This window comes from Rossellomorea vietnamensis, from assembly GCF_001305855.1.
Taxonomy (GTDB): Bacteria; Bacillota; Bacilli; order Bacillales; family Bacillaceae_B; genus Rossellomorea; species Rossellomorea vietnamensis_A.
The window spans coordinates 63,064-88,871 of sequence record NZ_LIXZ01000013.1 but is presented as its reverse complement, the minus strand read 5'-3'; the positions used below and the strand labels follow the sequence as shown (position 1 = coordinate 88,871).

Sequence of the window (25,808 nt, the reverse complement as noted above, 5' to 3'; positions counted from 1 at the left end):
CGCTGCTCCTTTCTATTTCAGTAGTATCCCTGCACCTGTTTCCTTCCAGATCTTCTGGTGTGAAACAGGAAACGCATACTTTTCGATTTCTGCAGGAGTAACGGCAATCAGTTCGCTGCCTTCTAGCGTGTTGCTGTCTACAGATCCCACATATACTTCAATATCCCATACAATATGAGAGAAAATATGCTGAATCTTTGTCACAACTCCGGTCTTTAAAGAGCAATCCACATCATACTCTTCTTCCATGAGCTGAAGCAATTGCTTCCGGCCACTGCTCGCATTTCCCACTTCAAAATTAGGGAATTCCCATAAATTAGCGAGCAGACCCTTCCCAGGGCGCTTATGGATCAAAACCCGATCATCTTCCGTGAACAAAACAGCTGCCGCCATATTTAGCTTGCGGGCGGACTTTTTCTTCGATTTAATCGGAAGTTCAGTTTGAACTCCTTCTTCAAAAGCCTGACAGTGCTCCCGTACAGGACAAAGCAGACAGGATGGGGATGTAGGTGTACAGATCAGAGCACCAAGTTCCATCAGTGCCTGATTGAAATAAGAAGGGTTTTCTTTTGAAATCAGCTCCCTTACTGCTTCATCAAACACTTTCCTTGAGGATGGTTTGGCAATATCCAGCCATATGGATAAAATACGTGAAAATACCCTCATCACATTTCCGTCTACGGCTGGCTCTGGTTTACTATAGGCAATACTTAAAATCGCACCCGCTGTGTAGGGACCTACACCTTTAAGAGAAGAAATTTCCTTCGGTGTATCCGGAACGATTCCTTCATACTTTTCCCTCACTTCTCTTACGGCTGTTTGCAGATTCCTGACCCTGGAATAATAGCCGAGGCCTTCCCACGCTTTCAGGACATCTTCTTCATCAGCGGAGGCAAGGGCATCTATTGTAGGAAATTTCTCGATGAATCGGTTAAAATAAGGTATGACCGTATCCACCCTCGTTTGCTGAAGCATGATTTCTGACACCCATACTTTATAGGGATCTTGATCATTCCTCCACGGCAAATCACGTTGTTCTCTTGAAAACCATGAAATCAAATCTTTCTGAAATTCCTCACGGTTGATGGTTTGTAAGTGTTTCAGTGGTTCTATCAATTTTGTACCTCCAGGATGTTAATTGTTACATTGAATAGGGAATAAATAATTAGTACTCTGTTTTTAAACAGACAAGGTTTATTTCTTGTAACCCACCACAAATACATTCGTCCAATAATCCAAATAATAAATGACGACGGGACATCCGTAAACGTTTTAACGCATGAAAATGGGACTCGGTCGGAACCACGAAGGTTTCGATATAGCGATTCGAATCGGCTTCAGCCTTCTCCCAATGGAAGTTTAAAGCGTCATATTGTGGTAATGTCTCTGCGATATTGGTCATAATTTGCTTATACCGAGGTTTTAAATTCTGCTTTATTTCATATTCCAAATGTATGTGTAAAGTGTTTTTCATTGAAATAATCTCCTTTTAACCATATCATGTTCACCAATGATACGTCATAAACAAATCTTAGAAATGCGAGCCAAGGGAGGACTTTTTTTGGATACAGGCACTCATATCGTCATGGGCTTCGCTCTCGGGGGATTGGCTACTTTAGATCCCGTCGTAGCTGAAAGCGCAGCCACTTCTCAAAGTGTGTTAGTCGCTGCAGTGATCGGCTCTCAAATACCTGACATCGATACCGTGTTGAAATTACGTAATAATGCGGTTTATATTCGCCACCATCGTGGAGTTACTCACAGTATTCCTGCGGTCGTTCTCTGGCCACTCTTGATTGTCGCTTGTCTTTATCCGTTTTTCCCCGGAGCAGATTTGCTTCATCTATGGATTTGGACATTTGTGGCGGTATTCCTTCATGTATTTGTCGACATTTTCAACGCCTATGGGACCCAGGCCATCAGGCCGATCTCGTCGAAATGGGTCGCTTTAGGGGTCATTAACACGTTTGATGCAGTAATATTTGGAATACACTTAGTAGGCTTGATTTTGTGGGGCCTTGGATTACCACCGGGAAGAATCTTTTTGGTCATGTACATTGTCATTTTTGCTTACTATGTATTGAGATTCCAAGTTCAAAAAGCCGTGAAAAATGCGGTGAAGCGAAGAATCCCGAAAGCCGAGAAAATCATCGTTTCACCGACGATCCGATTTTTCCAGTGGCGGTTAGCCATCGTAACGAAGGAGCATTATTATGTGGCACGGGCATTTAGGCGGTCGATCACCATCTTTGATAAATTCAAACGTGTGGAGCTCCCTGATAGTCCGATCATCAATGCTGCCAGGAAGGATAAGAACCTGGCTGCATTCCTCTCCTTTTCACCGGTTTACCGTTGGGAAGTGGATGAGTACGATGACCATTATGAAGTACGCTTCATCGATCTACGATATCGGAATAACGGTCACTACCCATTCGTGGCGCTGGTACAGCTCGATAAAGACCTGAACATCGTGAGCTCCTACACAGGATGGGTCTTCAGCGAAGAAAAACTCCGTTCAAAAGTGGACATCGACATTTTAATTGATTAAAACAGTGAGGGACGGGCCTTTAAAAGGTCCGTCCCTCATCACTTTAATGCACTAAACCATCATCTTCTTTATCGTCGATCAGGTGTTTGTATTTCGGGTTTTGTGCGGCAAATTCATGAATCTGTTCACCATACGTATTGACCCATTGACGGACGACTTTCTCCGTCACTGCTTTTCCTTTGTAATCGTAACCTGCTTTCGCGTATGTTGCTTCGAAATCTTCCCACACGAGTTCAATCCAGGTCCTTGCTTTCTCATAAGAAAGCTTATTATTTTTTTCAATTAACAATTGTGTTAATTCGTGGAATGTTGACTCCATTTTGTCCCCTCCTTTTCCATATATTTAGTTTGTACATTTATGATAATGTCGATCATTTCACCCATACTAAAGGTACGTGGTTAAGCTTAGTTGTGAATCTTTGCTTCTTCACGGTATGAGTCAGTACATTTCACCTTTTAGGAGGCACATTATGCGAAATAAATCGACAGGGTTCCCGAACATGAACAACAATAAATTCGAAGGTGAACCGAGAGCAAAAGCGGAATATGCATCTAAAAGGGCTAACGGCACCATCAATACCCATCCTCAAGAACGCATGAAATCTTCAGGACAAAGAGATCACGACTCACTTTAATACAGTGAAATTTGATTAGGGGGTAGTCACGATGGCAAACATGAAAAACAACTTCTACCGCAACAAGTACAGCAGTCCATTTAACAAGGCATTCTACAATCCGAAGCATGCCCATTCCCAGGCAAATGGACAAACAACACAAACTCAAGACTTAATCATTCTGGAAAACCAGACACGTAAGCGTTCCTAGATCTTCAGAGGTCCGTCCCTAATGACGGACCTCTTCTTTATTTCTTTTCTGCAGCTAAAAGGGAAATGGGTAAAGCTTCTTCTTTTCCGTCTCCGCCCAGTCTGTAGCCCCACGCGAATACTCCATTCAAGTAGTCAATTTTAAAATAAGTGCCTGGATCGCCTTCAATCCCATAAATCCCACCAGGCTTATAAGCATCAGGATTCATCAAATAAGCCTGAGCCATAAGGGCTTTTCGCTCCAGTACGGCAAACTCATTCACAATCCCCAACTGCTCAGCCTTTCGGGCCTTCTCTTTCAACGAAGCAATCTCCTGCCTCAACTCATGCTCCGTCATCTCACTATATCTTCTCTCTTGTTCCATTCTCATCACCTCTACTAATAGTAGTATAGAGAAAATGATACAATAAGAAAAGCGCAAGCGGCTGGTCAGGCCCGACAAGCATAAGACGGGATGGCCGGAAAGGCGTTCTTTGCCTTTTTGGCCATCACGACTTATGACCTCGAGGGGCTAGCCGCTGGAGCTGGACAAAGAAAAGCGCAAGCGGCTGGTCAGTCCCTACAAGCATAAGAAAGGATGATTAATCATGAAGACAGCCCTCATTACAGGTGGAGGCTCGGGCCTCGGTAAAGAATTGGGGAAACTTCTTAGCGGGCAAGGATATCATATCTTCCTCCTTGGTCGAACAGAAGACCGTTTAAAGGAAGCAGGAACAGAAATTGAAAACATGGGCGGACAAGTTTCATTTACCACGTTGGATGTTCGCTCCGCTCATGACATTCACCAATTCTGCAAGAATCACCTTAGTGATCTTAACGTTGAATTACTCATACATAACGCTGGCGTAGGCTACTTCGGTCCTTTCAAGGAGTCAACTGACGATGAGTTAATCAGTATGTTTGAAACCAATACCCTCGGGCCAATCCGGTTAACAAAGGCACTGCTCCCTCAATTGGAGAAAGGATGCACAATCATCAATATCATCTCTACAGCCGGCCTAAGAGGCAAGAAAAACGAGTCCCTTTACGTAGCAAGCAAGTTCTCTCTAAGAGGGTTTGGGGAAAGCCTTCAAAAGGAATACGAAGGCTCTAATCTTCGCATCGTGAATGCTTATATGGGTGGAATGGATACTCCATTCTGGGAAAACAGCGATCATATCAGTGACACGTCAAGACTGCGTTCTCCCAAAGAAGTAGCGGAAACGATCGTGAATGAATACCGAAAAAAAGATGAGATCGTCATCGAATCAAAAAAATAAACCAAAAAAGGCAGCCTTCCATTATAGATGGCTGCCTTGATTTAAGGAGCAAACGGAAAAAACATAAAGGCCACAAAAAATAATAGCATTGGGACTAAAAACAATGCGAATACATCAATGACCACGACAAAGGCGATCCATACCCAGCGGATTCCATCCTTTCGTTTTAAAAACTGCTGAATCATCCTGATATTGACGAGGATCAAGAAGATTGCCACTCCCAGAAGAAAAAATGGCACGACCCATTTTCCCATATCCTCAGAAAAGCCCTGCTTGTACCACTCCTGCCTGCCTAATGAAAAGAAGTCCGTTTGCATTTTGATAATCAATTCACCGATGAGAAATAGCAGGGCATTACCAATTACGATTCCCCCGGCATAAAGCTTGAATTTTCTCCCTGTCCCAATGATAAGTGGCAGGGTAACAACAACAAACAGGATCGCAACGATCTCCACTGAACTCTCCCTTTCCCATCCGGTTTAATCACTCTTCATTTTCTTTTAATTCTTCCAACAACCTTTCAATGTCTTCCATTGAAAATCCTTTCCGATACAACGTTTGTTTCATTTTCTGTACATACTCATAACCATCATATTTTGAACTGAGTTTTCTGTGTGCCTTCAACCCCTGATGGTAAACAGCATCCCATCTCTCATCATCATCCCGTTCGGATTCGACTGTTTCCCATACGATTTTCATGATTGAGCCAGGATACCCTTTCCTCATCATGTTTTGTTCAATCTTTTGCTTGGCAATCATCTTTGAATCTTTTCGATATTTATGAAGGAGCTTTTCTGTCAGGGCAACCGCTTTGTCTACCTGCTTTTCTTGTGTGAAAGCGGATAGGGCCTCTTCAATATGAGAATCCCCTACGCCTTTCCTTCTTAATTCCCCGCGGATCCAAGTCGGCCCCTTATCAGCCGTATTCATCTGCGTACCGACAAACGCATGGGCGAATTCTAAATCATTGATGTATTTAATCTCATTTAATTTATGAATGACTTCCTGGATGACCCCTTCCTCCGGGTCCCCTTCCTGCAGGTGATCACGGATTTCCTTTTCCGTTCTCATCCGGTAGGCAAGATATTGAATGGCTTTATTGAATGCTTTTTTTACATCGTCTTCATATTGAAGCTCCGAAATCTCGAGCTCATCCACCTCCAGCCCTTTTCTGAGCTGAAACTTAGCAAGGACCGCTTCGTCGACACTGAAAGAATATTTGCCATCTATAAATAAATTGTAACGCTCATCGTTCTTCACTTGCTTCGTTATTTTCGTAATCTTACCCATTTTTTCCACCTCATATTAATCCTAACACATTCAACATATGTTTTTTATTGTGAAGATAGGTAAAATAATAAGTATAACTGGAGGGATGATGATGAAGATCGCTATAACAGGTGGAACAGGTTTTGTCGGGCGGGCACTGACAGAGGAACTTCTCAAACACCAGCATGAAGTGATGATCCTGACCCGAAATCCGGATAAATATGAGGCGCAGCCAGGAGTGACGTATGTGAAGTGGCTGTCGGATGGCGCGAGGCCGGAAGAAATGCTTGAAGGTATTCATGCGTTTATCAATCTTGCCGGTGAATCGATCAATAGCGGACGCTGGACAGACGAACGGAAGAAACGCATCATTAATAGCCGGATCAACTCCACCAGGGAAGTCATCAATATCATCAAGGCCCTGAGAGAGAAACCATTATGCCTTATCAATGCAAGCGCAATCGGCTATTACCCCTCTTCCAAGACGAATACGTATACGGAAGCCTCAACCGAGACCGCAGACAATTTCCTTGGGGAAACCGTTCAAATATGGGAAAAGGAAGCAGCAAAAGCCGCACAAATCGGTATAAGGGTAGCCTATACGCGATTCGGCATCATTCTCGGCAGGGACGAAGGTGCCCTTCCCCGCATTGCGCTGCCCTATAAAATGTTTGTCGGTGGGACTGTCGGTTCTGGTGAACAGTGGATGTCATGGATTCATATTAAAGATATCGCGAGAGCCGTGCATTTTGTTGCCGAAACGGAAGGGATTGAGGGACCGGTTAATGTCACCGCTCCCTCTCCCGTCACCATGAAAGAATTCGGAAAGACACTCGGGACGGTCCTCGGGAGACCTCACTGGATACCGGTCCCTTCACTCGCTTTAAAAGTGGCAATGGGTGAAATGAGCGCCCTTGTGCTGGAAGGTCAAAAAGTCCTTCCGAGTGTCCTGTCAGAACACGGTTTTCAATTCCAATATCCTGAATTGAAAAGTGCCCTCAAGGATATTTATCAGTAAATCATAGGTATGTCCCTTTCATTTCACGGCAAAAATAGAATTAATCTTGAAAAGAAGGGATGTACATAGGAATGGATAATAAGAAAAAGAAAGACAAAAACAAGTCGGTTCTATCAAGTGCTCAGGAAGTAACGTACTCAAGGGAGTTCAAAGCAGCAGACCGTGCAGGCGGTTTCAGCTCCAAAGCACACAGATAGACAATTATTACCTAACTAAAAGTCCTTACTTTGAAGAAAGATAAAGGTACAGGTTCCAAAGGATCCTGTACCTTTATTTTTTAACCAAAAGGGGATGTTGATATTGGGAAGATCACGCGGCCATAGCAAAAGAGGAAACAAAAACAGCCTGCCACAAACACCCGCTCAGCTCAAATCTGATGGTGTTGACGAAGAGTTCTCAAGAGAACTTGCCGACCAGGCGGATATGGAAGCACAAGCCCGTGCGAACGCTGCAAACCAACGTGCACGAGTGAAGAAAAACCAATAGTGAATCCCGTTAGTTAAAAATGTCGGGTTTGAGGAATTCAGTTATAAATAGCCCCACGCTGTGACAGCATGGGGCTATTTCATATCCGAAATTTTCATACAACAATCGGCTTCTTGTGCTTTCTGTCATGTTGGGTGAACACCTGTTTCAAGTAAGGAATCATCCAATGGTCGGCTCCCCAGAAGTAGGCACCTCTACCTGCAAAAAGAAGGATGATGGCCGCTGTGTAAAGGATGGGGTTCGTGCTCACAGTCCCTGCCAGTAAGAAGTTCAGGTTCATAAATGCTCCTGCGAGAAGAGCCGGAATGGTCATGAATCCAACAATCAACCCTACCCCTACCAATATTTCTCCCCAAGGAATCAAGACATTGAACAGTTCTACGTTTGGCAAAGCAAATCCTTTCAAGAATTCTGCATACCATCCTTGGACGGCAGGATGATCTCCTGTAGCATTAGCCAAAGCCCCCTGCAAAAAGCCGCTTGCATCAAAGCCGTCATTCACCTTATGCCATCCAGCTTCAAGCCATTGAACTCCAAGCCAAACTCTCAACACTGTCCAAACCGCGCTCACTTTTTGATTTTCCCACCATCTCATGATGGATCATCTCCTTTTGAATGTATAATTTGTGAAACTTTTCACAAATATCATTGCGTTAAGATGTCTTGTTGTCATTTATATTCGTGTGATTGTGAATTGTTTCACATGTTCTTTACACTCTTACTATACCTCTTCTTACACCTTAATACAATAGGCTTTCATGTCGTTCACAAAGGTGTCAAAGTCTTGAATATTATGATGAGTACAGGTGCTGAATTTTCAACGGTATATCACTTATCAAATTTCTTTCCAAATTAACGTTTTAGAATCAATGACGTTGATTTAAGTGAAACTTTCCTATTTTACTTTCGTACTACATAATAGACATATAAACAGTTTCCGAATGCGGGGGATGAAACAATGAAGTCACAAAACAAGCTTTGGAGAATGTGGAAGGTATTATCACTCGCCTTATCCATAGTGGTGAGGGTCTACTGGTACCGGCTGCGGGGTAAGTCTCAATGGGACAAAGAAAAGCTTTGGGAACGAATCGGAAAAGAGTTCAAAGAAACCCTTTTTGAACTGAATGGCGTGTTGATCAAAGTTGGACAACTGTTGAGTATACGGGAGGATTTGCTCCCGAAAGGGTTCATCAATCAAATTCAGGACTTGGTTGACCATGTACCTCCTTCACCTTGGGAAAAGATTGAATCCGTTCTTGAAGGGGAATGGGGAAGTTCCCTTTCTTCTAAGATACAAAGCATAGATAAAGAAGCCATCGCTTCGGCTTCCATCGGAGAAGTGTACAAAGCGACATTGCTTGATGGCACACAAGCAGCCATCAAGGTACAAAGGCCGGAGATCCCTTCTCTTGTGAAGACTGATTTCCGGACGTTGTCCATCATCATCTGGTTTGCCCGGCATTTTGCTCCCATGCCAAAAGGATTCATCGATTTTAAGATGCTATATAGAGAATTGAAACAGGTCATCGAGCAGGAGCTCGACTTTTCCAAAGAAATGAGTACTGCCATTTCTTTTAAACAGAGGTTTAAAGATCATGCCAATGTGAAGATCCCGACGATGTACCCTGAACTCTGTACAGATAAAGTATTGGTGATGGAATGGGTCGATGGTGTTCGATTGAATGATAGAGAAGCGATTGAATTGTATGGACTGAATGGCCAGAAGCTCTCACAGGAACTATTCCGGCTCTTCCTCCCTCAGTGGCTTGAGCCCGGAATCTTTCATGCCGATCCCCATGCTGGGAACATTCTGCTTCAGCCTGATGGTACATTCGTTTTATTGGATTACGGGATGATCGGGGAAATCTCAAAAAGGGATTCAGCCCATTTCCAAGATCTTCTCGAAGGGGTTCTTCTAAAGAATTTCCGGAAAGCTTCGGAAGCTCTTGCCGAATTGGGGTTCCTGCTTCCAGACGCCAGTCCGAAGACGATTGAGCCTGTGCTAAAGGAATTTGTCTCTCTTGATATGGAGCAGTTTAAACAGATGGATTTGATATCAGTAAAGAAGGAAATCAACGAAATGGTCAAATCACTTCCTGTACAGGTTCCGACACGCTTTATCTTTTTAGGGCGATCCTTCGCCACCATCGAAGGACTTGTCCACACATTGAATCCCAATGAGGAAACCCTTGATGTCGTTAAACCAGCCTTCATGGATTGGGTGAAGGATGGGAACACGAACAAATGGGAGCTTCTCATGAAATGGGTCAGCGCCCAACCTCTATTTCAGACCGTTCAAAAAGTACGGCAGTTGTTGGATATACCGGAAAAAGCATTGGAACAAAAGGATCATCATCAGCTAAACGGCTTTCAGTTCAAGATATTTGAGAGCCAAAAAAAGCAGGCTTTTATCCTTCTGCTTGCAGGATGCATTGGGGGATTCTCAGGACTTGCGTTCGGTATGGAGGTCATCTGGCAAGGTAGCTTTGGACTTGCAGGAATCGGTTTAGCTGCGTATTGGATAATTGCCACGAAGCAAAGAAACTGGTTGAAGAAGTTGAAGAATGGACAATTGCATTAAATCTAAAAAGGTAACCTATAATGAGGTTACCTTTTTATGGTAAAATACAGAGGGGAAGGATACTATGACAAATCGTAAACAACCGTTTAATGATGTGATTGACCATATGTCTAAAATCGAAGGGGCACCCATGAACAAGCCCGAAATGGGAAGTCTTCCACTCGGGATCCGGATCATCGGTTATACCATCATTGGGTTCACGGGCCTTCTGACTTTATTTGCCCTCATTTTCGGTTTGTTTGATTGAAACTTCAGTATGTGTGTTCCACTCAGATTCAGGGTGATGCTGATATTTCCCAAGCTCAATCCTGTTATTCCCTATAAAATGGACTCCCTCCGCTTCAAGGGACAGCCTTTGGCCCATCATTTGCTCCTCATCACGAAATCCGATTTCCCCTTTGCTGTTTAGAACCCTGTGCCAGGGGAGTTTATACTTTTCACTCATGGAGTGTAGTATCCTCACGACCTGCCTTGCCGCCCTCGGGCTTCCTGCAAGCTCTGCAATTTGCCCGTACGTCATGACCTTTCCCTGAGGAATATCGGCTATGATGTTCACCGCCCGTTCAGTAAACGGCTTCATGCTTGTTCACCTCCCCTTCTTCCTCTCAACTATGTTTTAACCTTATTGTAATAGGAAGTCCCCGATTTAGGAACTCATGCCCTTCAGCAAGTCACCTTCCTAGGAGTTTCGCTCTCTTTATATTACACTGTAGATGAATGAAAAGAAGGACGTGATAAGAATGAAGGATATTAAACTGATTGCACTGGATATGGATGGGACACTCGTCAATCATGAGGGCGAGGTATCCCCGGAAAACGAACAAGCCATTCAGCGGGCAAAGGAAAAGGGAATTCATGTTGTACTGAGTACCGGCCGCTCCCTATTTACATGCAGGGATATTTCAGATGAGCTTGGTCGCTCCTCTTACCTTGTCACCGTGAATGGCGGGGAAATCTACGATCATGAATACAATCTTGTAGATCGCATCCCTCTTGATATTGATCTTGTAAAGCAGCTATGGGAGCTTAAAGAAGAGCATGATGTGTATTTCTGGTCTTCCACGTCCCAAGGCTTATTCAATAGCAGGAAAACTTTTAATCAGGATATCGAATCTTATAACTGGCTGAAGTTTGGCTTTGATATCCAGGATGATGATGTCCGTAAAGTCATGATGGACGAACTGGTGAAGAATGAAGCACTTGAAATTACGAATTCATCACCCACCAACATCGAGATCAATCCAGCAGGGGTCAATAAGGCGGCTGCATTGGTGAAGGTGTGTAAATGGCTGGACCTATCAATGGATCAGGTCATGGCAGTCGGGGACAGTATGAATGACATCGCGATGATCCGTGAAGCAGGATTCGGTGTGGCCATGGGCAACGCTCAGGAAGCAGTGAAAGAAGCAGCCGACTGGGTGACAGGGATCAATACTGATCACGGAGTCGCTCAAGCAATCGATAAAGTACTGAAAGAAATGAACTAATTAGAATAAAGGTGCCTGATTCTCAACCGAATCAGGCACTTTCTCTTTACACAGGGTCTATTCCTTTCCTGTTACGTCCATACTAATGGAAAAAACAAGGATTGTATCCGATATGTATCTAATACTAGTAGTAGTGGTTTATTTACTTTTCGCAAAGTTCTTTATTGATTGGAAACGGTGGAAAGATTTTTATCCAACGGTTCAATTTTATATCATTTGCAATCTCACCTATAACCTGATTTTTTACAACCACACCTTATGGGAGTATAAAGCGGTGACGGTTGACTGGCTCAATCATACGTTGATCGATTTCGTTTTCACCTTTTTTATCATTCCGGTGGTGATTATGATCTATCTTCGTTATTTTCCCTATCGTAAAAAGAAGATTCTATATGTCTCAAGCTGGATTACTTACTTTACGTTCCTGGAGTACTTATTTCACAAAAAAGGTTTGTTCATTTACGAAAATGGCTGGAACTTAGGATGGTCTGCTGTTTTTAATATCATCATGTTTACCATCTTGGGATTGCATCACAAAAAACCGTTGCTTGCACTCATCATTTCGATTCCGATCATTGGCATCCTTTTACTGATTTTCCATCCATCTTTTCATGAATTAAAGTGAGGCTGTTTCGATGACTTCCTTTCCTACCCCTGTTTTTATTGTATCGGTTATTTGTGTTTATATTGCGATGGCCATTTATATCGCGATATTAAAACGAAAAGAATAAAGAAAAAGAAGCACCCTCAAAATTCCGGATGCTTCTTTTTCAATTTATTTCACGATAATCTCATCATTTTCAAGTGACACGTTCATTTCCGCCACACCTTCTTCATCAAGAAGGAAGTCGGCAATTTTATCTTCCACTCTTTCTTGGATTACGCGGCGCAATGGTCGTGCACCAAATTCAGGATGATACCCGAGTTCCACGAGCTTGCGCTTCGCTTCCCCATCGATCGTCATGGTAATCCCCTGCTCCTTGAGTTCTGCCTGAAGCTCATTCAGCATCAGATCAAGAATTTGAAGCAGTTCTTCTTTTTCCAGAGATTTGAATTCAATGATACTGTCAAATCGGTTCAGAAATTCCGGCTTAAAGTAGGCACCAAGTGATTGAAGAATGTTCGTTTCTTTAATGGCATCTGTACCTCCCGTATCGAAACCGACGACTGCTTCTTTCTTGTCCGTCACCCCAGCGTTGCTTGTCATGATGATCACAGTCTCTTTGAAGCTGACCGTTCTTCCCTGACTATCCGTCAGACGCCCATCTTCAAGAATCTGCAGGAACATATGCTGAACATCCGGGTGGGCTTTTTCAATTTCATCCAGGAGTATGATGGAGTAAGGATTTCTTCGTACTTTTTCCGTCAGTTGACCGGATTCCTCATGACCTACATACCCTGGAGGGGAACCAATCAACTTAGAAACAGAGTGTTTCTCCATATACTCACTCATATCCAGTCGAAGCATGGAATCTTTAGATCCAAACAACTCTTCTGCCAGTGTCTTTGTTAATTCTGTTTTCCCTACCCCCGTCGGTCCGACAAAAAGGAATGTGCCGATTGGACGGTGCTTTGCTTTCAGGCCTGCCCGACTGCGTCGGATGGATTTCGCCACTTTTTTCACGGCTTCCTCCTGTCCGATCACTTTATGAGCAAGGTTTTCTTCAAGGGACTTCATCCGTTTGCGATCATCACTTTGAAGCTTTCCAACAGGGATGCCTGTTTTGGTTTCAATGATCGCCTGAATCAATTCCTTTTCTACAAGTGCCTTCGAATCAGAAATACCACGGCCTAGTTGTTCCTCCAAGTCCGCTTCCTGATCTCTGAGAAGTGCTGCCTGCTCATAATTTTCTTCTTTCGTTGCCTGCTCTTTCTTCAATCTTACCTCATGTAATCTTTTGTGGAGGGCCGTTTTATCCTTGCCTTCAGATAGAAGGTTCACTTTTGAACCTGCCTCATCCATCAGATCAATCGCTTTATCCGGCAGGAATCGGTCCTGTATATAGCGGTGGGATAATTTCACACAAGCCTCGATGCTCTCGTCGGTGAATTCCACCCCATGATAGTCTTCATAGCGGTTTTTTAAACCCTTTAGAATTTCAATGGCTTCTTCTTGTGTAGGCTCATTGACCATAACAGGCTGGAAGCGGCGTTCGAGTGCCGCATCTTTTTCGATTTGACGATACTCTTTAAGGGTTGTCGCCCCAATCACCTGCAGTTCACCACGGGCAAGGGCCGGCTTTAGGATATTCCCTGCATCCATGGACCCTTCTGCAGAACCTGCTCCCACTAATTGATGGATCTCATCGATGAACAGCATGACGTTCTCACGACTTTGCAATTCATTGATGATGGCTTTCATCCGTTCCTCGAATGATCCCCTAACGCCAGTACCAGCTGTCAAGGAAGCAACATCCATCACATATACTTCTTTATTCAATAATTTTGACGGCACATCACCTGCTACGATTTTACGTGCCAATCCTTCCGCTATGGCTGTTTTCCCGACACCGGGCTCACCGATCAGTACCGGATTGTTTTTATTGCGGCGGTTCAGAATCTCAATCACACGATCCACTTCTTTGTCACGACCGATAACCGGATCGATCAAGCCGGCTTTGGCTGCTCCAGTGACATTACGGCTAAACTGATCGAGGATGCCGTTTCCTCCATTTCCGTTTCCACCTTTCGTTTGAGGTGAAGTTGGCTGATGTTGGTTATGGAATCCGTGGTCTGGACTTCCACCCATATTCATCCCTTTGAACAATTCATCAAACGGGAATCCTCCTTGAATGCCAGAAGGGATTTGCTGCTTTTGAAAGCAAGCAGAACACATTTTCATACTGAATTTATTACCATTCACTTGCGTATACACTTCAACCGTTGCTTGATTGTGTTGACATACTTGGCATTTCATGAAACATGACCTCCTGTTGTCTTGTTATATATAAATAGTTTATTAGTAGGTTTATAGTTAAGGTCAAATCAAAATTTGACTATGTTTGACTTTGACTTTATTTGACCTTATAAACACAGTATACTTTGACCTTTTTTGACTTTCAAGATTTTTGCTTATGGAAATTTTTGGTTGGAATTTATTTTCCCGTTGATTGAAGAGTATAGTAGGGTGGAATAGAGAAATCAAATAATTGATTTATTGGTATACCCATCCTGAATTGCACAAAAAAAAGCCGGCATATACGCCGACTCCATTAATACCAATGCTCCCAGTTGTCTTTGTAGCATCCATGCTTCTTTTTATGGCAAGTACATTTTTTAATCTTCTTTAGTTCTTCCAGAATCTCTTCTAGAAGATCTTTGATGTCTTGATGCTTGTCTTTTTTACAACCATCATGCTTGTAGGATTCGGATTGTTTTTTATACATACGCTGATTCACCACCTTTTCAATCATTGGAAGAATATTCATCATGTTTGCCATGGACCCTAAGTTTCCAAGTGAACCTAGTGCATCCAGAGACCCCTTTCCTTCCGAACCTAACAGTCCTTTAAGATGATCCTCATTCAGTAATGAACTTACCTTTTCTTTTGCCGTTTCCAGATCCAGTTTACTCTCATCTTCTTTTGTGTATTGGTTGATCAGATCCATAAGTCCTTCTAGTGGATTATTTTTTTCACTCATCGTTTTCCCCTCCATCTTTTTGCAGTTTTCAATGTAATGGTATTCCTTGAAGACTCCTCATCCCGTCTTCAAGGAATGGTGAATCTTTAAATATTAGCTAATGGCACTAACGGCTAGTAGAACCAAAATAGCGATTCCAACAATCAATGCTGCTAGAGGGTTAATTGCAAGTAGAACTAGAAAAGCTACAATTAACAGAACTAATAGCAAGCTGTAAAAATCAAATTCGTTATGAGAATGACCGGCACTCATCCATAATCACCTCACTTATTCAGTACTTTTAAATCACCTTACATGGCTATCTTATGTATGTATTGCTAGTTTCGAATGATATAAACGTCTATTTACTAGTAAAAAGGGCTATTTAAACCATAAAAAATGCCAGACCTGGAATCAGGTCTGGCATTCTACTATTCATCTTATCCTTAGCTTTATATCAATTCACGATCCCAATGGCGATGTTCCGCAATGGCTGCGGTGAACTCCCGGGCAAATGATTTCATGTCTTCTCCGGTTACAACCCCTGAACCCTTCACACCTGCTTCTTCCAGCCAGTGTAAACCTTCATGGGTGGCACCTATCGGTTTAAAGTGAGAATACGCTTCTTTTACAAAGTAGGTAGTATCTTGTGAGAATTTTTTATCAACGTTTTCTCCACCTACAACGTATAGACTGTCGAATAAGACCGATTCTCCCGTTAAGAATGTATGGTCGACTTCAAGCTCTGTACCGTCATTACCTTTGCGGGTCCCCAGTTTATCACTTATGATTTCAGGCTGAACCCCTTCTTCTTTTAGAGCAGAGAGAACATGATTCACTTCTTCTCCTTTGAAGCCATTACCGACGATGACACCCACTTTACGGGTAGCCGGCTTCTTTTTCGTATTTTCCTGACTTAAAGCCGGTGAAGATTTCGTTACCTTCGATCCTTCTCCTTCAGGTACTTCTATATTGATCGCTTCTGCGAAACCTTTTGCCAGGTCCATACTCACGTTCGCAAACATATCGACGATCTGCTTCTGAACCGATTTGCTCTTCACTTTTCCCAGTTCAAAACTGAAGGCTTGAATGATGTGCTCCTTCTCAGGTTTACTCATGCTGTTCCAGAATAGTGTCGCCTGTGAGAAGTGGTCCTTGAAGCTTTCACTTCTTGTACGTACTTTCCTGCCTTCCATCTTTTCCTGATAGTGGGTGTACCCGCCTTCTTCCTTCGAAGCAGGGGCCGGTGTATTATGAGCCAATGAATTGTTATGATAGCTCACCTGGCCTTTATTAATCGTATGACGTCCATAACCATCACGCTGGTTATTATGGAAAGGACATACAGGTCTATTAACCGGAAGCTCGTGGAAGTTCGGTCCTCCAAGGCGGATCAATTGTGTATCTGTATAGGAGAATAAGCGTCCCTGCAACAACGGATCATTGGAGAAATCGATTCCAGGAACGACAGATCCAGGATGGAATGCCGCCTGTTCCGTCTCGGCAAACACATTGTCCACATTCCGGTTCAGGGTCATTTTCCCGACGATCTTCACAGGGATTTCCTCTTCCGGCCATAACTTCGTAGGATCGAGGACATCAAAGTCAAAATTGAACTCATCTTCTTCTTTGATGAGCTGAACACCAAGTTCATACTCCGGATAGTCCCCTCCCTCGATTGATTCGTATAAATCACGGCGGTGGAAATCAGGGTCTTTCCCGTTAATCTTCTGTGCTTCATCCCATACGAGTGAGTGTGTTCCGAGTACCGGTTTCCAGTGGAATTTCACAAAATGAGCTTTGCCTTCTTCGTTCACCAGGCGGAATGTATGGACACCGAATCCTTCCATCATACGGAAACTCCGTGGAATCGCCCGATCGGACATGGCCCACATCACCATATGAGCGGACTCCTGATTATTTGCAATAAAGTCCCAGAATGTGTCGTGGGCAGAAGCAGCCTGAGGCATTTCATTATGCGGCTCAGGTTTAAGAGCATGAACAAGATCCGGGAATTTGATTGCATCCTGAATGAAGAACACCGGAATATTGTTTCCGACAAGATCATAATTCCCTTCTTCTGTATAAAATTTCGTGGCAAATCCCCGCGCATCACGTACTGCCTCCGCTGAACCCCTGGACCCAGCCACTGTTGAAAAGCGTACAAATACAGGAGTCTTCGTCGACGTATCCTGAAGAAACTTAGCCATAGTATATTCTTTCATAGAGTCATAGAGTTCGAACTCTCCATGAGCCGCAAATCCACGTGCATGGACAATCCGTTCCGGTATCCGTTCATGGTCGAAGTGGGTCATCTTCTCCCGGAAGTGGAAATCTTCCATTAAAGTAGGTCCGCGCTCTCCGGCTTTCAGTGAAAACTCATCCTCAGATACCTTCAGCCCTTGATTGGTTGTAAGATGCTTTCCTTCGTCATCCACCCTATACTGTTCAAGCTGTTCATCTTTACTTTTACCATTCACCTTCGTACGACGATCGTCTCCCATTCTTTCATCCCTCTCTATGTTTATTAATGTTTACTATGTAATACATTCTGATTAACTAGTACCCATGATGAGTTGATGTAAACATTTATTGGAAAGTTCGGGAATCATCTCTTTTAATATTTTTCCAATTTTTCTTTACTGCGTAACATTGTTCTGTTAAACTGAATGCAAAGTAACGTAACAATGTTTTGTTACAGAAAGAAGTGAACCCTCATGGAAACAGATCTTATTTCTAAAAAAGAAGTGCTGGAACTCACCGGGATATCTTACGGACAGCTTTACCGCTGGAAACGAAAGAATATCATCCCTGAAGGCTGGTTCATCAAGAAGTCCAGCTACACCGGTCAGGAGACGTTCTTCCCGAGGGAAAAGATGCTTGCACGGATCGATACAATCAAAGAGATGAAAGATGATTACTCCCTGGATGAGCTCTCGGATTTCTTTTCACCCAATCCCACAAGGATCGGAGTCAGTGAAGGAGAGCTTTCGTCCCACGGCCTTCTTTCAGATCAAACCATGGCTTTCTGTACCTCTCTATTACCAGTAAAAGACGCTTACGAATTCCAGGATATCTTAAATATGTTGATTATCGAAAAGTGCAACAGATTAGAAATCCCTAAAGAAGCTCAGCAAACCCTTTATCTTTTTCTTCATGAAAAGTTTACACCATTGAAAGAATCTTCCCTTGAACTAATCGGTATCAGAAAAGGTGAGGCGCATATGTGGATGCTCCTTCCCCTCCCTTCAGACTTCCTGGTGGACCATACGGCTCAAGTCGTGTTGAGATTCGATTTACAACAAATGATGGAAGAATTGAAAATCACGTTAACGAATACGAAAGGGATCTGACGTCCCTGAATTGGAGGAGAATTACATGAATACAGTGGAAAAGAAAAAGCTTCATGATTTGAAGATCAGCGGGTCCGGAACATCCGGCGGAGGACAATTTGATGAAGTGAAGATCAGTGGAAGTGGGAAGATCGCTGGGGATATTGACTGCCGTGAAATGAGAATATCGGGTTCAGGTACCGTGGCAGGGGATGTAAAAGCAGGGCTGATCAAAACAAGCGGCTCTTCCTCAATTGAAGGAGATACGAAAGCCGAAACGATTACAACGAGCGGCAGTTCCAAATATGAAGGGTCCGTGATTGCATCCGAAATGACGATAAGTGGATCCAGTAAGGTGAATGGGGATCTTATCATCGAAAAATTCAAGGTAAGCGGTTCATGCAAGGTAAGCGGAAAGATTCAGGGCGGATTGATCAGAGCGAGCGGATCTTTAACGGTTGGAGAGGATTGTGAAGTCGAAACCTTCTCATCTTCAGGCTCTGTGCACATCGATGGGTTACTTAACGCTGATAACGTCCAGATTGAAATCAACCATGAATCATCCATTAGAGAAATTGGCGGTGAAAAAATTTCAGTGACTCACCACCATTCAACCAAACTATTCAAACAGGTATTCAACTTCTTTCTGCAAAAAGAAGATTACTTATCCTCTGAACTGATCGAAGGTGACGAAGTCAATCTTGAACATACGAGGGCAAAGCTTGTTCGCGGTAAAAACGTCGTGATAAAGGAGAACTGTGAAATCGATACGGTTGAATACTCAGGTACCATTGATGTACACAAGGACTCCTCCATCAGAAACAAAGTGAAAATCTGACTTACACGAAACAGGGAGTGGCCCGGCCATCCCTGTTTTTTATATTTACGACTCCTTTACATCCCCTTAACCTCCACCTATTCGAAATTTCATATTTTTATTCTGAATGTTCTGCTATATTAATAGGTATATAGTAAAATCCTGCGAGGATATTGGAGGACATTATGAAACGTTTGACGGATCACCTCATAGTCATCTCTTTCGATTGTTTATCAGCCTTGGACTTTCCCATCCTGAACGAACTTCCCCACTTCCAGGAACTGATTGCACATGGATCTTACTGCAAAGGGGTTGAAACCATCTATCCTTCTGTCACGTATCCCTGTCACGCAACAATCGTAACCGGAAAGTACCCAAATCGTCACGGTGTGGTGAATAATACACTCCTCCAGCCTGGCAGAGAGTCGCCGGACTGGCATTGGCACCGGAAATCCATAAAGGGCACCACCCTGTATGATGAAGCCAGAAAAGCGGGAATGACGACGGCAGCCCTCCTTTGGCCGGTGACAGCCAAAGGGGATATTGGTTATAATATGCCCGAAATCTTCGCCAACCGTCCCTGGCATAACCAGATACTCGTCTCGCTTTTGAATGGAAGTCCCCTCTTCCAACTGCAGATGAATCGTCTTTTTGGCCATATGCGCAACGGCCTGAATCAGCCTGAGCTGGATGATTTCGTCCTCGAATCGACGGTTGAAACAATCAAAAGGAAACCAGACTTATTGCTTGTGCATTTTACGGACCTTGATACCATGCGGCATTACCATGGTTTTTCTTCTGAAGAAGCACATGCAGCCCTCCGCCGCCATGATGAGAGATTGGGGAGAATCATAGAAGCGTTAAAGGAAAACGGCATGTATGCTAAGTCGACGATTGTCGCCCTTGGAGATCATAGTGCCTTAGACGAATCGAAGGCCGTGCAACTCAACGTTCTTCTTAAGGAAAAAGGGTTAATATCCGTAAACCGTCGCGGGAAGGTAACTGACTGGAAAGCGTATTGCAAAGGGTGTGATGGTTCTGCCTATGTGTACACTCGGGATCCCGATTCGACACAAGAAGTGAGGTCGCTCTTGGAACGGTTACAACCGGACCCTTCCAATGGTATTGAATCCATTCTCACAGGAGAAGAAGCTGCCGGAAAAGGAGCCGATGCAAATTGTGCATTCATGCTCGAGGCCCGACACGGTTTTTACTTTAAAGATACTCTGGATGGATCCTTCATCCATACAATCACTCAGGAAGATGTGAAGGATAAGCGGTACACGTATGGCTCTCACGGATATTCTCCGGAAAAGGAGAACTACTCCACGATCTTCATGGCTGCAGGAAAAGGAATCCGTCCAAACCTTGAAATCCCATCAATGCGCCTCATTGATGAAGGACCGACATTTGCAAAATTGCTCGGCCTCACCTTAGAAAATCCAGACGGAAAACCGATTGAAGAATTATTGGATGTATAAAGAAGATTCTGTTTCCTTAGGGGGAAAAAATCATGAAACGTTTTTCGAAAGAAGAAAGCAGCTGGATTTTTTATGATTGGGCCAATTCAGCGTATTCCATTATCATTTCTACCGCCGTCTTTCCGCTCTTTTATAAAGCGGCCGCTACAAATGCCGGAGTCAGTGCCGCTAATTCAACGGCCTATTTGGGATACACCATTGCGATTGCGACCTTCATCCTGGCCATGATCGGTCCGATCCTTGGGACCATCGCCGATTATGAGGGATATAAGAAGAAGTTCTTTACCTTCTTCTTTGCACTGGGTGTGACATTCACCCTCTTCCTCGCTTTCGTACCCAGTGATCAATGGCTGCTTCTTTTAGTCTTTTATACAGTGGCAGCAGTCGGATCAGCCGGTTCGAACGTCTTCTATGATGCCTTTCTGACCGACGTTACGGCGGAAGAGCGGATGAACCGTGTATCGTCACGGGGATTTGGATTCGGGTATATCGGAAGCACGATCCCGTTCATCTTAAGCATCGCCATCATCATTTTATCCCAGAATGGGACCCTTCCCATCTCCGTCACCGTCGCCAGTAAGATTGCCTTTGTGATCACCGCTTTATGGTGGGGGCTCTTCTCTATACCGCTATTGAAGAATGTACACCAGCGCTACTTCATCCAACGGGAAAAAAGCCCGGTCGCAAACAGCTTCAAACGTCTTGGCAAAACGATGAAAGAAGTCAGGAAATATCGGGCACTCTTTTTATTCCTGCTTGCTTACTTCTTTTATATTGACGGGGTCGGCACCATCATCACCATGTCCACGGCTTACGGGTCGGATCTTGGGATCACCTCCACCAACCTTTTGATTATTCTATTTGTGACCCAGGTGGTGGCTGGACCTTTTGCGATTCTATACGGAAGACTGGCCGAAAGGTTTACGGGGAAAAAGATGCTGTATGTGGGAATCTCAGTGTATATCATCGTATGCATATACGCCTATTTCTTAGAGACAACCATGGACTTCTGGATCCTCGCCATGCTCGTTGCTTCTTCTCAAGGTGGCATCCAGGCACTGAGCAGGGCTTATTTTGCAAAGCTGATACCGAAGAAAAATGCCAACGAGTTCTTTGGGTTTTACAATATTTTCGGTAAGTTTGCATCGATTCTCGGTCCCTTATTAGTGGCAGTCACCGCGCAAATGACCGGTGCGTCCAACAGTGGTGTCTTCAGTCTTGTCATCCTCTTTATCATAGGAATTATCATCCTTGCTTTCGTACCCGAACCGACAGAGGCTGACGTAGAGAAGTCAGCCATCGTATAAAGAAGAAAGAGCCCGAACATTTATGTTCTGGGCTCTTCTAATTTCATTAGAAAGAATGTGCTGCATCTTTCGCACGGGCAATCGCATCTTCCTTGATCTCCTGTGCTTTATCCGGCATTGCGGCATGTCCCTCCACAAATACACCCTCAAAGGAAGGTACACCGAAAAATTGCATGATAAGGCTTAAATAGCGATGTCCCATCTCCATACCTGCCGCCGGTCCTTCAGAGTAAATACCGCCCCTGGCCTGGATATGTATCGCTTTCTTGTCCGTCAATAATCCAACCGGCCCATGTTCCGTATACTTGAATGATTTCCCTGCCACTGCCACGGAGTCGATATATGCTTTCATCACCGGTGGAAATGAAAAATTCCAGAAAGGAGTAACAAATACGTATTTATCAGCCCCGATGAACTGATCGGATAGTTCATTGAGACGGTTGACTTTCTTCTGCTCTTCCATGGAAAGCTCCTCAAATCCTTTACCTGATTGAAGCTTCCCCCATCCACTGAACACATCCGCATCGATATGAGGAATATGCTCACGGTACAAATCGAGATGAATCACTTCATCGCCCTGGTTCACTTCCTTATACGTATCCATAAATGCTTTCGCAACCGCCATGCTGTACGATTGGGTATCGTCATGGGGATGCGCGGTTATATATAATACTTTTGCCATTCATCATCCATCCTTTCTTCTATTGACTCACAATCGTATTTTGTGAAGATATGAATGGTATTATCCTTTTTTTCAAAAAAAGAATGCTGCCCGCTTAGGACAGCATTCAAATCTTACTCTTCTTCACCTGGTGTTTCAAACGGGTTTCCTCCGATATTTTTTCTTATTTCGTCTGTTAGTTCAAATGGAGTGTTTTCTTGCGTTTCCCCAGCTGCGAAATGGTGACTGCCATCAAAGTGAAATGGTAATGGTTTACCTTCCAAAGTCGACACCTCCGTTTTACTGTAGTATGACCATTATGTACGGGTCCATACAGAACAGACCTTTTACCCAGTAGTATTTACTCATTATAATATGCTTTACTTCCAGAAGATATCCTTTTTTCCCATTTTATATTGATATTTTTTATTTTCTAATACAACAACCTGCTCTGACGATGTTGTTGCCACACTCTTTGTTTCTTCCACGAGATGTTGAATGAGACCATGGCATTGCTTCGCCCCTTTCACAAGGAGGGGCACGCCGATCCAATCGATCCCCAGTTCCCTTGAAAAGAAGCCTCCCGCTGTCATCGTTGGCGGGACGGTTGGTGAAGTATTGGAAATGATGATTTTTTCCTTTTGTCCGTAGCGATTCAATAAAATGCCACTCAGATCCGTTAAGGCAGGTACCACATACTTGGAATTCCTTCGTCCGATTGTATAGACGGAATTACCTTCCTCGTCGGTCCCGTGATAGAAAATGTGTCCCGTGTCTTTTTTTCTGAGCTGGTTAAAATATGGAACCGAAAGGATCTCCTCCTTCGTTAACTTTCCCGGCTTCAACAAACGCAAGTGATAAGCTGCAGCCAAGGAGGTGGTATGAGTCCCGCCGAAATCATTGTATATATATATCATCTGATCACCTATAAGAGTCGTTTTCTTCAGTATGGACGGTTGGGTTGGAGAGTATCCCTTTTCATTTTAATACAATAAAAAATCCTGCTCCCACGAATGGGGAAGCAGGAACTCACAGCCTGAATCAACCACCCGCAGGAGCAGTACCTGCTGCTGGTGCTGCTGTACGCTGACCCAATTCCTGGTCCAGCACCAATAGAGCGGCGGGATTATCTCCGGCAAGTTTCAACCGATCTACAATAGTCAGTGCCTGAGCTTCTTCATCAATCTGTTCTCTCAGAAATTCCTGAATGATGACAGCAGTCTGTTGATCATTTTGAGCGGCATAATTGTAGGCCTGTTGATAGGAGTTGGTAACGAATTGCTCATGTTCCAGCACTTTTTGAAAAGTTTGAAGAGGGGTTCCATACTCTTTCGGCTGGGCAGGGAGTTGCTGAATATCCACCATTCCTCCCCTGTCTGTCACATAGTCGATGAGCTTCAACATATGTGTCCGCTCCTCTTCAGATTGGAGCCTCAGCCAGTTTGCCATTCCTGTGTAATTCTGATTCGCCATATAGGCAGACATAGCAAGATAAAGGGTAGTTGACACATGCTCGATCCCGATTAGATTATTCACCAGCTTTTGAATTTGCTCATTAAGCATATCGTTCCTCCTCAAAATGTATTGACCATTTATTTTATTGAAGGAAAGATAAAATTATGATGAATAAAAAAACAGAACCATCTATGCTTGATGATTCCGTTTTCCATCCAGGAACCGTTTCCGTTTTCTTTTCACCACAATTTCTTCCAGGGTACCGGATCCACATACGACACCAAGGACGATGAACACAAGACCGACCAGGTGATAGATTGTCACGGTCTCACCAAGAAAAATCGCCGCTCCGAGAAGTGAGAAAAAAGTATTAAGGTTCAGGAAAATCGATGTTTCAGCAGCACCTATTTTTCCAATCGAATGATTGTAGATCATATGTCCAACAGCTGTGGCCAATATGGCTGAAGCAAAAAACAGCACCCATATCGAGGCCGGTGCCCCACCTAATTGCTTCAGTCCTCGGGGTTCCGTGACCAGGCTGATGACAAAAAGAACAATGGAACCGAACACAAGCATATACCCCGTCAATAAACGGGGATCCAACGTCTTGGCGGCACGGCTTATGATGATGAAGCTCAATGCCTGTGAAAATATGGAGATGAAAATGAACAGATCCCCCATCTTCAATCCACCGATTCCTTCCCCACCTGACAATACAATGATCGTCACACCGACACTGCCTGAAAGAAACCCGATGATTTTAATCACGGTCGGCCGATTCCTGAGGATGATCGTCGCCATTAAAGCCGTTAACAATGGCCCCGTTCCAAGGATCAACCCCCCATTTGTAGACGACGTTCCCGTTAACCCGACCGATAAAAAATAATGGTGACTGACCACATTTAACAGACCACCGGCAATGATGAATAGGAATTCCTTTGCTGTCGGCTTTCTGATCTTCCCCATAAGACCAAGGAGAATAAATACTGTCATACCTGCTGTGAAAATGCGAAGAGAGGTAATCGTAACAGGTGTAAATTCGCTTACAAGCGTTTTCAACGCCGGCACATTAAAGCCCCATATGAGCATGATGAACACAAGGATGATATACGTTTGCCATTTTTTCAATTCAAAGGAGCCTTCTTTCTATCGGATATTTCATCCAATCATAGCACCAGAGAGGCATTCCGACTAGAGATAGAAATCCTTTTTTGGAAACAACAGGAACATTTTAGCGGTAATATAGACAGCACCTTATATTCTCCTCCACCCTAGACTATGCTATAGTATAGGTCGAAAGGGGTTTTTAAACATGACAAATCATGAACTGCCACCAAAAACATGTACCATCGAACGTTTAGTAACAAATGCGGAAGACGTTGAAAAAGTGCTTCAAGGAACGAAAACGGCAACCCGTCGAAATGGAAGATACGCGGATGTCGGGGAAATCATGGAACTTCAAGAAAAGAAATACATAGTGAACAGCGTCTATTCCCAGTCTCTGGGCGAACTGACAGACGATCACGCCAAGCAAGAAGGATATCAATCTGTAGAGGATTATAAAAATGCCATCCTCTCCTTCCATCCAGGAATGCCGTGGCACCCGGGCATGAAAGTATGGGTCCACGAATTTAGTTTAGTGACAGAATAGAGCACTTCACA

At 43.8% G+C, this 25,808-nt stretch carries 32 protein-coding genes; 16 read left to right on the top strand and 16 right to left on the bottom strand.

Going from position 1 to position 25,808, the window contains the following annotated elements:
• Positions 1-12 precede the first annotated feature (12 nt).
• On the bottom strand, positions 13-1,116 hold the full coding sequence (mutY, locus tag AM506_RS15500) for an A/G-specific adenine glycosylase (protein ID WP_235576126.1): 1,104 nt from the start codon (positions 1,114-1,116) through the stop codon (positions 13-15).
• Positions 1,117-1,165: 49 nt separating this feature from the next.
• Positions 1,166-1,474 (bottom strand): hypothetical protein, encoded by a 309-nt coding sequence (locus AM506_RS15495; RefSeq protein ID WP_060673397.1) that lies wholly within the window; start codon positions 1,472-1,474, stop codon positions 1,166-1,168.
• 87 nt (positions 1,475-1,561) lie between these two features.
• Between AM506_RS15495 and AM506_RS15490 the strand changes: the two genes are divergently transcribed.
• Positions 1,562-2,548 carry a metal-dependent hydrolase gene (locus AM506_RS15490; RefSeq protein WP_060673396.1) on the top strand — a complete coding sequence of 329 codons (987 nt, stop codon included), beginning with the start codon at positions 1,562-1,564 and terminating at the stop codon, positions 2,546-2,548.
• 43 nt (positions 2,549-2,591) lie between these two features.
• Here the strand turns inward: AM506_RS15490 and AM506_RS15485 are convergent, their stop codons facing one another.
• On the bottom strand, positions 2,592-2,867 hold the full coding sequence (locus AM506_RS15485; RefSeq protein WP_060673395.1) for a YfhJ family protein: 276 nt from the start codon (positions 2,865-2,867) through the stop codon (positions 2,592-2,594).
• Positions 2,868-3,018: 151 nt separating this feature from the next.
• Here AM506_RS15485 and AM506_RS15480 point away from each other — a divergent pair, with 151 nt between their 5' ends.
• Both AM506_RS15480 and AM506_RS22235 read left to right on the top strand, forming a co-directional pair.
• Entirely contained in the window at positions 3,019-3,183 is a 165-nt protein-coding gene (locus tag AM506_RS15480) for a small, acid-soluble spore protein K (protein WP_034762570.1), read from the top strand.
• A gap of 31 nt (positions 3,184-3,214) precedes the next feature.
• The gene (locus tag AM506_RS22235; RefSeq protein WP_082051311.1) at positions 3,215-3,373 is read left to right on the top strand and encodes a YpzG family protein; all 159 of its coding nucleotides are present in this window, start codon (positions 3,215-3,217) and stop codon (positions 3,371-3,373) included.
• A gap of 37 nt (positions 3,374-3,410) precedes the next feature.
• Here AM506_RS22235 and AM506_RS15475 read toward each other — a convergent pair whose 3' ends face one another.
• Positions 3,411-3,737 (bottom strand): YfhH family protein, encoded by a 327-nt coding sequence (locus AM506_RS15475; RefSeq protein ID WP_060673394.1) that lies wholly within the window; start codon positions 3,735-3,737, stop codon positions 3,411-3,413.
• Between the two features lie 223 nt (positions 3,738-3,960).
• Here AM506_RS15475 and AM506_RS15470 point away from each other — a divergent pair, with 223 nt between their 5' ends.
• Positions 3,961-4,632, top strand: coding sequence for an SDR family NAD(P)-dependent oxidoreductase (locus AM506_RS15470; protein WP_060673393.1), 672 nt, complete (start codon positions 3,961-3,963; stop codon positions 4,630-4,632).
• Positions 4,633-4,673: 41 nt separating this feature from the next.
• Here AM506_RS15470 and AM506_RS15465 read toward each other — a convergent pair whose 3' ends face one another.
• Positions 4,674-5,087 (bottom strand): hypothetical protein, encoded by a 414-nt coding sequence (locus tag AM506_RS15465; protein ID WP_060673392.1) that lies wholly within the window; start codon positions 5,085-5,087, stop codon positions 4,674-4,676.
• A gap of 28 nt (positions 5,088-5,115) precedes the next feature.
• Positions 5,116-5,922: a recombination regulator RecX gene (recX, locus tag AM506_RS15460; protein WP_060673391.1), complete on the bottom strand. Its 807-nt coding sequence runs from the start codon at positions 5,920-5,922 to the stop codon at positions 5,116-5,118.
• Positions 5,923-6,013: 91 nt separating this feature from the next.
• Between recX and AM506_RS15455 the strand changes: the two genes are divergently transcribed.
• The 3 genes from AM506_RS15455 to AM506_RS15450 all read left to right on the top strand — a co-directional run bounded on the left by AM506_RS15455 (position 6,014) and on the right by AM506_RS15450 (position 7,405).
• Positions 6,014-6,919: a TIGR01777 family oxidoreductase gene (locus AM506_RS15455; RefSeq protein ID WP_060673390.1), complete on the top strand. Its 906-nt coding sequence runs from the start codon at positions 6,014-6,016 to the stop codon at positions 6,917-6,919.
• Positions 6,920-6,990: 71 nt separating this feature from the next.
• Positions 6,991-7,116, top strand: coding sequence for a YfhE family protein (locus tag AM506_RS22230; protein WP_079531092.1), 126 nt, complete (start codon positions 6,991-6,993; stop codon positions 7,114-7,116).
• 103 nt (positions 7,117-7,219) lie between these two features.
• The gene (locus AM506_RS15450) at positions 7,220-7,405 is read left to right on the top strand and encodes a YfhD family protein (protein ID WP_060673389.1); all 186 of its coding nucleotides are present in this window, start codon (positions 7,220-7,222) and stop codon (positions 7,403-7,405) included.
• A 94-nt stretch (positions 7,406-7,499) separates the two neighbouring features.
• Here the strand turns inward: AM506_RS15450 and AM506_RS15445 are convergent, their stop codons facing one another.
• On the bottom strand, positions 7,500-8,000 hold the full coding sequence (locus AM506_RS15445) for a DoxX family protein (protein WP_060673388.1): 501 nt from the start codon (positions 7,998-8,000) through the stop codon (positions 7,500-7,502).
• Positions 8,001-8,363: 363 nt separating this feature from the next.
• Here AM506_RS15445 and AM506_RS15440 point away from each other — a divergent pair, with 363 nt between their 5' ends.
• Together AM506_RS15440 and AM506_RS15435 are read left to right on the top strand one after the other, a co-directional pair.
• Positions 8,364-9,986, top strand: coding sequence for an ABC1 kinase family protein (locus AM506_RS15440; protein ID WP_060673387.1), 1,623 nt, complete (start codon positions 8,364-8,366; stop codon positions 9,984-9,986).
• 64 nt (positions 9,987-10,050) lie between these two features.
• Positions 10,051-10,233, top strand: a complete 183-nt coding sequence (locus AM506_RS15435) for a hypothetical protein (protein ID WP_060673386.1) — start codon at positions 10,051-10,053, stop codon at positions 10,231-10,233.
• Here AM506_RS15435 and AM506_RS15430 read toward each other — a convergent pair.
• Positions 10,201-10,566 carry an MGMT family protein gene (locus tag AM506_RS15430; protein ID WP_060673385.1) on the bottom strand — a complete coding sequence of 122 codons (366 nt, stop codon included), beginning with the start codon at positions 10,564-10,566 and terminating at the stop codon, positions 10,201-10,203. The genes AM506_RS15435 and AM506_RS15430 overlap by 33 nt on opposite strands.
• A 160-nt stretch (positions 10,567-10,726) precedes the next feature.
• Here AM506_RS15430 and AM506_RS15425 point away from each other — a divergent pair, with 160 nt between their 5' ends.
• A complete protein-coding gene (locus AM506_RS15425; RefSeq protein WP_152968611.1) occupies positions 10,727-11,473 on the top strand; it encodes a Cof-type HAD-IIB family hydrolase in 747 nt (248 codons plus the stop codon).
• A gap of 112 nt (positions 11,474-11,585) precedes the next feature.
• On the top strand, positions 11,586-12,098 hold the full coding sequence (locus AM506_RS15420) for a CBO0543 family protein (RefSeq protein ID WP_060673383.1): 513 nt from the start codon (positions 11,586-11,588) through the stop codon (positions 12,096-12,098).
• A gap of 150 nt (positions 12,099-12,248) precedes the next feature.
• Here AM506_RS15420 and AM506_RS15415 read toward each other — a convergent pair whose 3' ends face one another.
• The 3 genes from AM506_RS15415 to AM506_RS15405 all read right to left on the bottom strand — a co-directional run bounded on the left by AM506_RS15415 (position 12,249) and on the right by AM506_RS15405 (position 17,597).
• The gene (locus tag AM506_RS15415) at positions 12,249-14,390 is read right to left on the bottom strand and encodes an ATP-dependent Clp protease ATP-binding subunit (protein WP_060673382.1); all 2,142 of its coding nucleotides are present in this window, start codon (positions 14,388-14,390) and stop codon (positions 12,249-12,251) included.
• A 295-nt stretch (positions 14,391-14,685) separates the two neighbouring features.
• Positions 14,686-15,114: a hypothetical protein gene (locus AM506_RS15410; RefSeq protein WP_060673381.1), complete on the bottom strand. Its 429-nt coding sequence runs from the start codon at positions 15,112-15,114 to the stop codon at positions 14,686-14,688.
• A gap of 431 nt (positions 15,115-15,545) precedes the next feature.
• On the bottom strand, positions 15,546-17,597 hold the full coding sequence (locus AM506_RS15405; RefSeq protein ID WP_060673380.1) for a catalase: 2,052 nt from the start codon (positions 17,595-17,597) through the stop codon (positions 15,546-15,548).
• 213 nt (positions 17,598-17,810) lie between these two features.
• Between AM506_RS15405 and AM506_RS15400 the strand changes: the two genes are divergently transcribed.
• The 4 genes from AM506_RS15400 to AM506_RS15385 all read left to right on the top strand — a co-directional run bounded on the left by AM506_RS15400 (position 17,811) and on the right by AM506_RS15385 (position 22,030).
• Positions 17,811-18,446 carry a DUF4004 family protein gene (locus tag AM506_RS15400; protein ID WP_060673379.1) on the top strand — a complete coding sequence of 212 codons (636 nt, stop codon included), beginning with the start codon at positions 17,811-17,813 and terminating at the stop codon, positions 18,444-18,446.
• A gap of 25 nt (positions 18,447-18,471) precedes the next feature.
• Positions 18,472-19,263 (top strand): polymer-forming cytoskeletal protein, encoded by a 792-nt coding sequence (locus AM506_RS15395; protein WP_060673378.1) that lies wholly within the window; start codon positions 18,472-18,474, stop codon positions 19,261-19,263.
• 164 nt (positions 19,264-19,427) lie between these two features.
• Positions 19,428-20,723 carry an alkaline phosphatase family protein gene (locus AM506_RS15390; protein WP_200908459.1) on the top strand — a complete coding sequence of 432 codons (1,296 nt, stop codon included), beginning with the start codon at positions 19,428-19,430 and terminating at the stop codon, positions 20,721-20,723.
• 29 nt (positions 20,724-20,752) lie between these two features.
• On the top strand, positions 20,753-22,030 hold the full coding sequence (locus tag AM506_RS15385; protein ID WP_152968610.1) for an MFS transporter: 1,278 nt from the start codon (positions 20,753-20,755) through the stop codon (positions 22,028-22,030).
• Positions 22,031-22,076: 46 nt separating this feature from the next.
• On the opposite strand, the gene AM506_RS15380 is transcribed toward AM506_RS15385, so the two are convergent.
• From AM506_RS15380 to AM506_RS15365, 5 genes are all read right to left on the bottom strand, one after another.
• On the bottom strand, positions 22,077-22,712 hold the full coding sequence (locus tag AM506_RS15380; RefSeq protein WP_060673376.1) for an FMN-dependent NADH-azoreductase: 636 nt from the start codon (positions 22,710-22,712) through the stop codon (positions 22,077-22,079).
• A gap of 113 nt (positions 22,713-22,825) precedes the next feature.
• Positions 22,826-22,975 carry a hypothetical protein gene (locus AM506_RS23000; RefSeq protein WP_200908458.1) on the bottom strand — a complete coding sequence of 50 codons (150 nt, stop codon included), beginning with the start codon at positions 22,973-22,975 and terminating at the stop codon, positions 22,826-22,828.
• A gap of 96 nt (positions 22,976-23,071) precedes the next feature.
• Entirely contained in the window at positions 23,072-23,608 is a 537-nt protein-coding gene (locus AM506_RS15375) for a DUF3189 family protein (protein ID WP_060673375.1), read from the bottom strand.
• 124 nt (positions 23,609-23,732) lie between these two features.
• The gene (locus AM506_RS15370) at positions 23,733-24,254 is read right to left on the bottom strand and encodes a ferritin (RefSeq protein WP_060673374.1); all 522 of its coding nucleotides are present in this window, start codon (positions 24,252-24,254) and stop codon (positions 23,733-23,735) included.
• 81 nt (positions 24,255-24,335) lie between these two features.
• Positions 24,336-25,274, bottom strand: a complete 939-nt coding sequence (locus tag AM506_RS15365) for a DMT family transporter (RefSeq protein ID WP_060673373.1) — start codon at positions 25,272-25,274, stop codon at positions 24,336-24,338.
• A 184-nt stretch (positions 25,275-25,458) separates the two neighbouring features.
• Between AM506_RS15365 and AM506_RS15360 the strand changes: the two genes are divergently transcribed.
• On the top strand, positions 25,459-25,797 hold the full coding sequence (locus AM506_RS15360; protein ID WP_060673372.1) for an ASCH domain-containing protein: 339 nt from the start codon (positions 25,459-25,461) through the stop codon (positions 25,795-25,797).
• The last annotated feature ends 11 nt before the right edge of the window (positions 25,798-25,808 follow it).

Bases quoted from the DNA above. Each gene is read 5' to 3' on its own strand.
- AM506_RS15445 (WP_060673388.1), bottom strand. From the start codon at position 8,000: ATGAGATGGTGGGAAAATCAAAAAGTGAGCGCGGTTTGGACAGTGTTG.
- AM506_RS15435 (WP_060673386.1), top strand. From the start codon at position 10,051: ATGACAAATCGTAAACAACCGTTTAATGATGTGATTGACCATATGTCT.
- AM506_RS15475 (WP_060673394.1), bottom strand. From the start codon at position 3,737: ATGGAACAAGAGAGAAGATATAGTGAGATGACGGAGCATGAGTTGAGG.
- AM506_RS15360 (WP_060673372.1), top strand. From the start codon at position 25,459: ATGACAAATCATGAACTGCCACCAAAAACATGTACCATCGAACGTTTA.
- recX (WP_060673391.1), bottom strand. From the start codon at position 5,922: ATGGGTAAGATTACGAAAATAACGAAGCAAGTGAAGAACGATGAGCGT.
- AM506_RS15495 (WP_060673397.1), bottom strand. From the start codon at position 1,474: ATGAAAAACACTTTACACATACATTTGGAATATGAAATAAAGCAGAAT.
- AM506_RS15380 (WP_060673376.1), bottom strand. From the start codon at position 22,712: ATGGCAAAAGTATTATATATAACCGCGCATCCCCATGACGATACCCAA.
- AM506_RS15425 (WP_152968611.1), top strand. From the start codon at position 10,727: ATGAAGGATATTAAACTGATTGCACTGGATATGGATGGGACACTCGTC.
- AM506_RS15370 (WP_060673374.1), bottom strand. From the start codon at position 24,254: ATGCTTAATGAGCAAATTCAAAAGCTGGTGAATAATCTAATCGGGATC.
- AM506_RS22230 (WP_079531092.1), top strand. From the start codon at position 6,991: ATGGATAATAAGAAAAAGAAAGACAAAAACAAGTCGGTTCTATCAAGT.
- AM506_RS15480 (WP_034762570.1), top strand. From the start codon at position 3,019: ATGCGAAATAAATCGACAGGGTTCCCGAACATGAACAACAATAAATTC.
- AM506_RS15390 (WP_200908459.1), top strand. From the start codon at position 19,428: ATGAAACGTTTGACGGATCACCTCATAGTCATCTCTTTCGATTGTTTA.
- AM506_RS15420 (WP_060673383.1), top strand. From the start codon at position 11,586: ATGTATCTAATACTAGTAGTAGTGGTTTATTTACTTTTCGCAAAGTTC.
- AM506_RS15405 (WP_060673380.1), bottom strand. From the start codon at position 17,597: ATGGGAGACGATCGTCGTACGAAGGTGAATGGTAAAAGTAAAGATGAA.
- AM506_RS15430 (WP_060673385.1), bottom strand. From the start codon at position 10,566: ATGAAGCCGTTTACTGAACGGGCGGTGAACATCATAGCCGATATTCCT.
- AM506_RS15375 (WP_060673375.1), bottom strand. From the start codon at position 23,608: ATGATATATATATACAATGATTTCGGCGGGACTCATACCACCTCCTTG.
- AM506_RS15410 (WP_060673381.1), bottom strand. From the start codon at position 15,114: ATGAGTGAAAAAAATAATCCACTAGAAGGACTTATGGATCTGATCAAC.
- AM506_RS15440 (WP_060673387.1), top strand. From the start codon at position 8,364: ATGAAGTCACAAAACAAGCTTTGGAGAATGTGGAAGGTATTATCACTC.
- AM506_RS15400 (WP_060673379.1), top strand. From the start codon at position 17,811: ATGGAAACAGATCTTATTTCTAAAAAAGAAGTGCTGGAACTCACCGGG.
- AM506_RS15470 (WP_060673393.1), top strand. From the start codon at position 3,961: ATGAAGACAGCCCTCATTACAGGTGGAGGCTCGGGCCTCGGTAAAGAA.
- AM506_RS22235 (WP_082051311.1), top strand. From the start codon at position 3,215: ATGGCAAACATGAAAAACAACTTCTACCGCAACAAGTACAGCAGTCCA.
- AM506_RS15395 (WP_060673378.1), top strand. From the start codon at position 18,472: ATGAATACAGTGGAAAAGAAAAAGCTTCATGATTTGAAGATCAGCGGG.
- AM506_RS15485 (WP_060673395.1), bottom strand. From the start codon at position 2,867: ATGGAGTCAACATTCCACGAATTAACACAATTGTTAATTGAAAAAAAT.
- AM506_RS15415 (WP_060673382.1), bottom strand. From the start codon at position 14,390: ATGAAATGCCAAGTATGTCAACACAATCAAGCAACGGTTGAAGTGTAT.
- AM506_RS15455 (WP_060673390.1), top strand. From the start codon at position 6,014: ATGAAGATCGCTATAACAGGTGGAACAGGTTTTGTCGGGCGGGCACTG.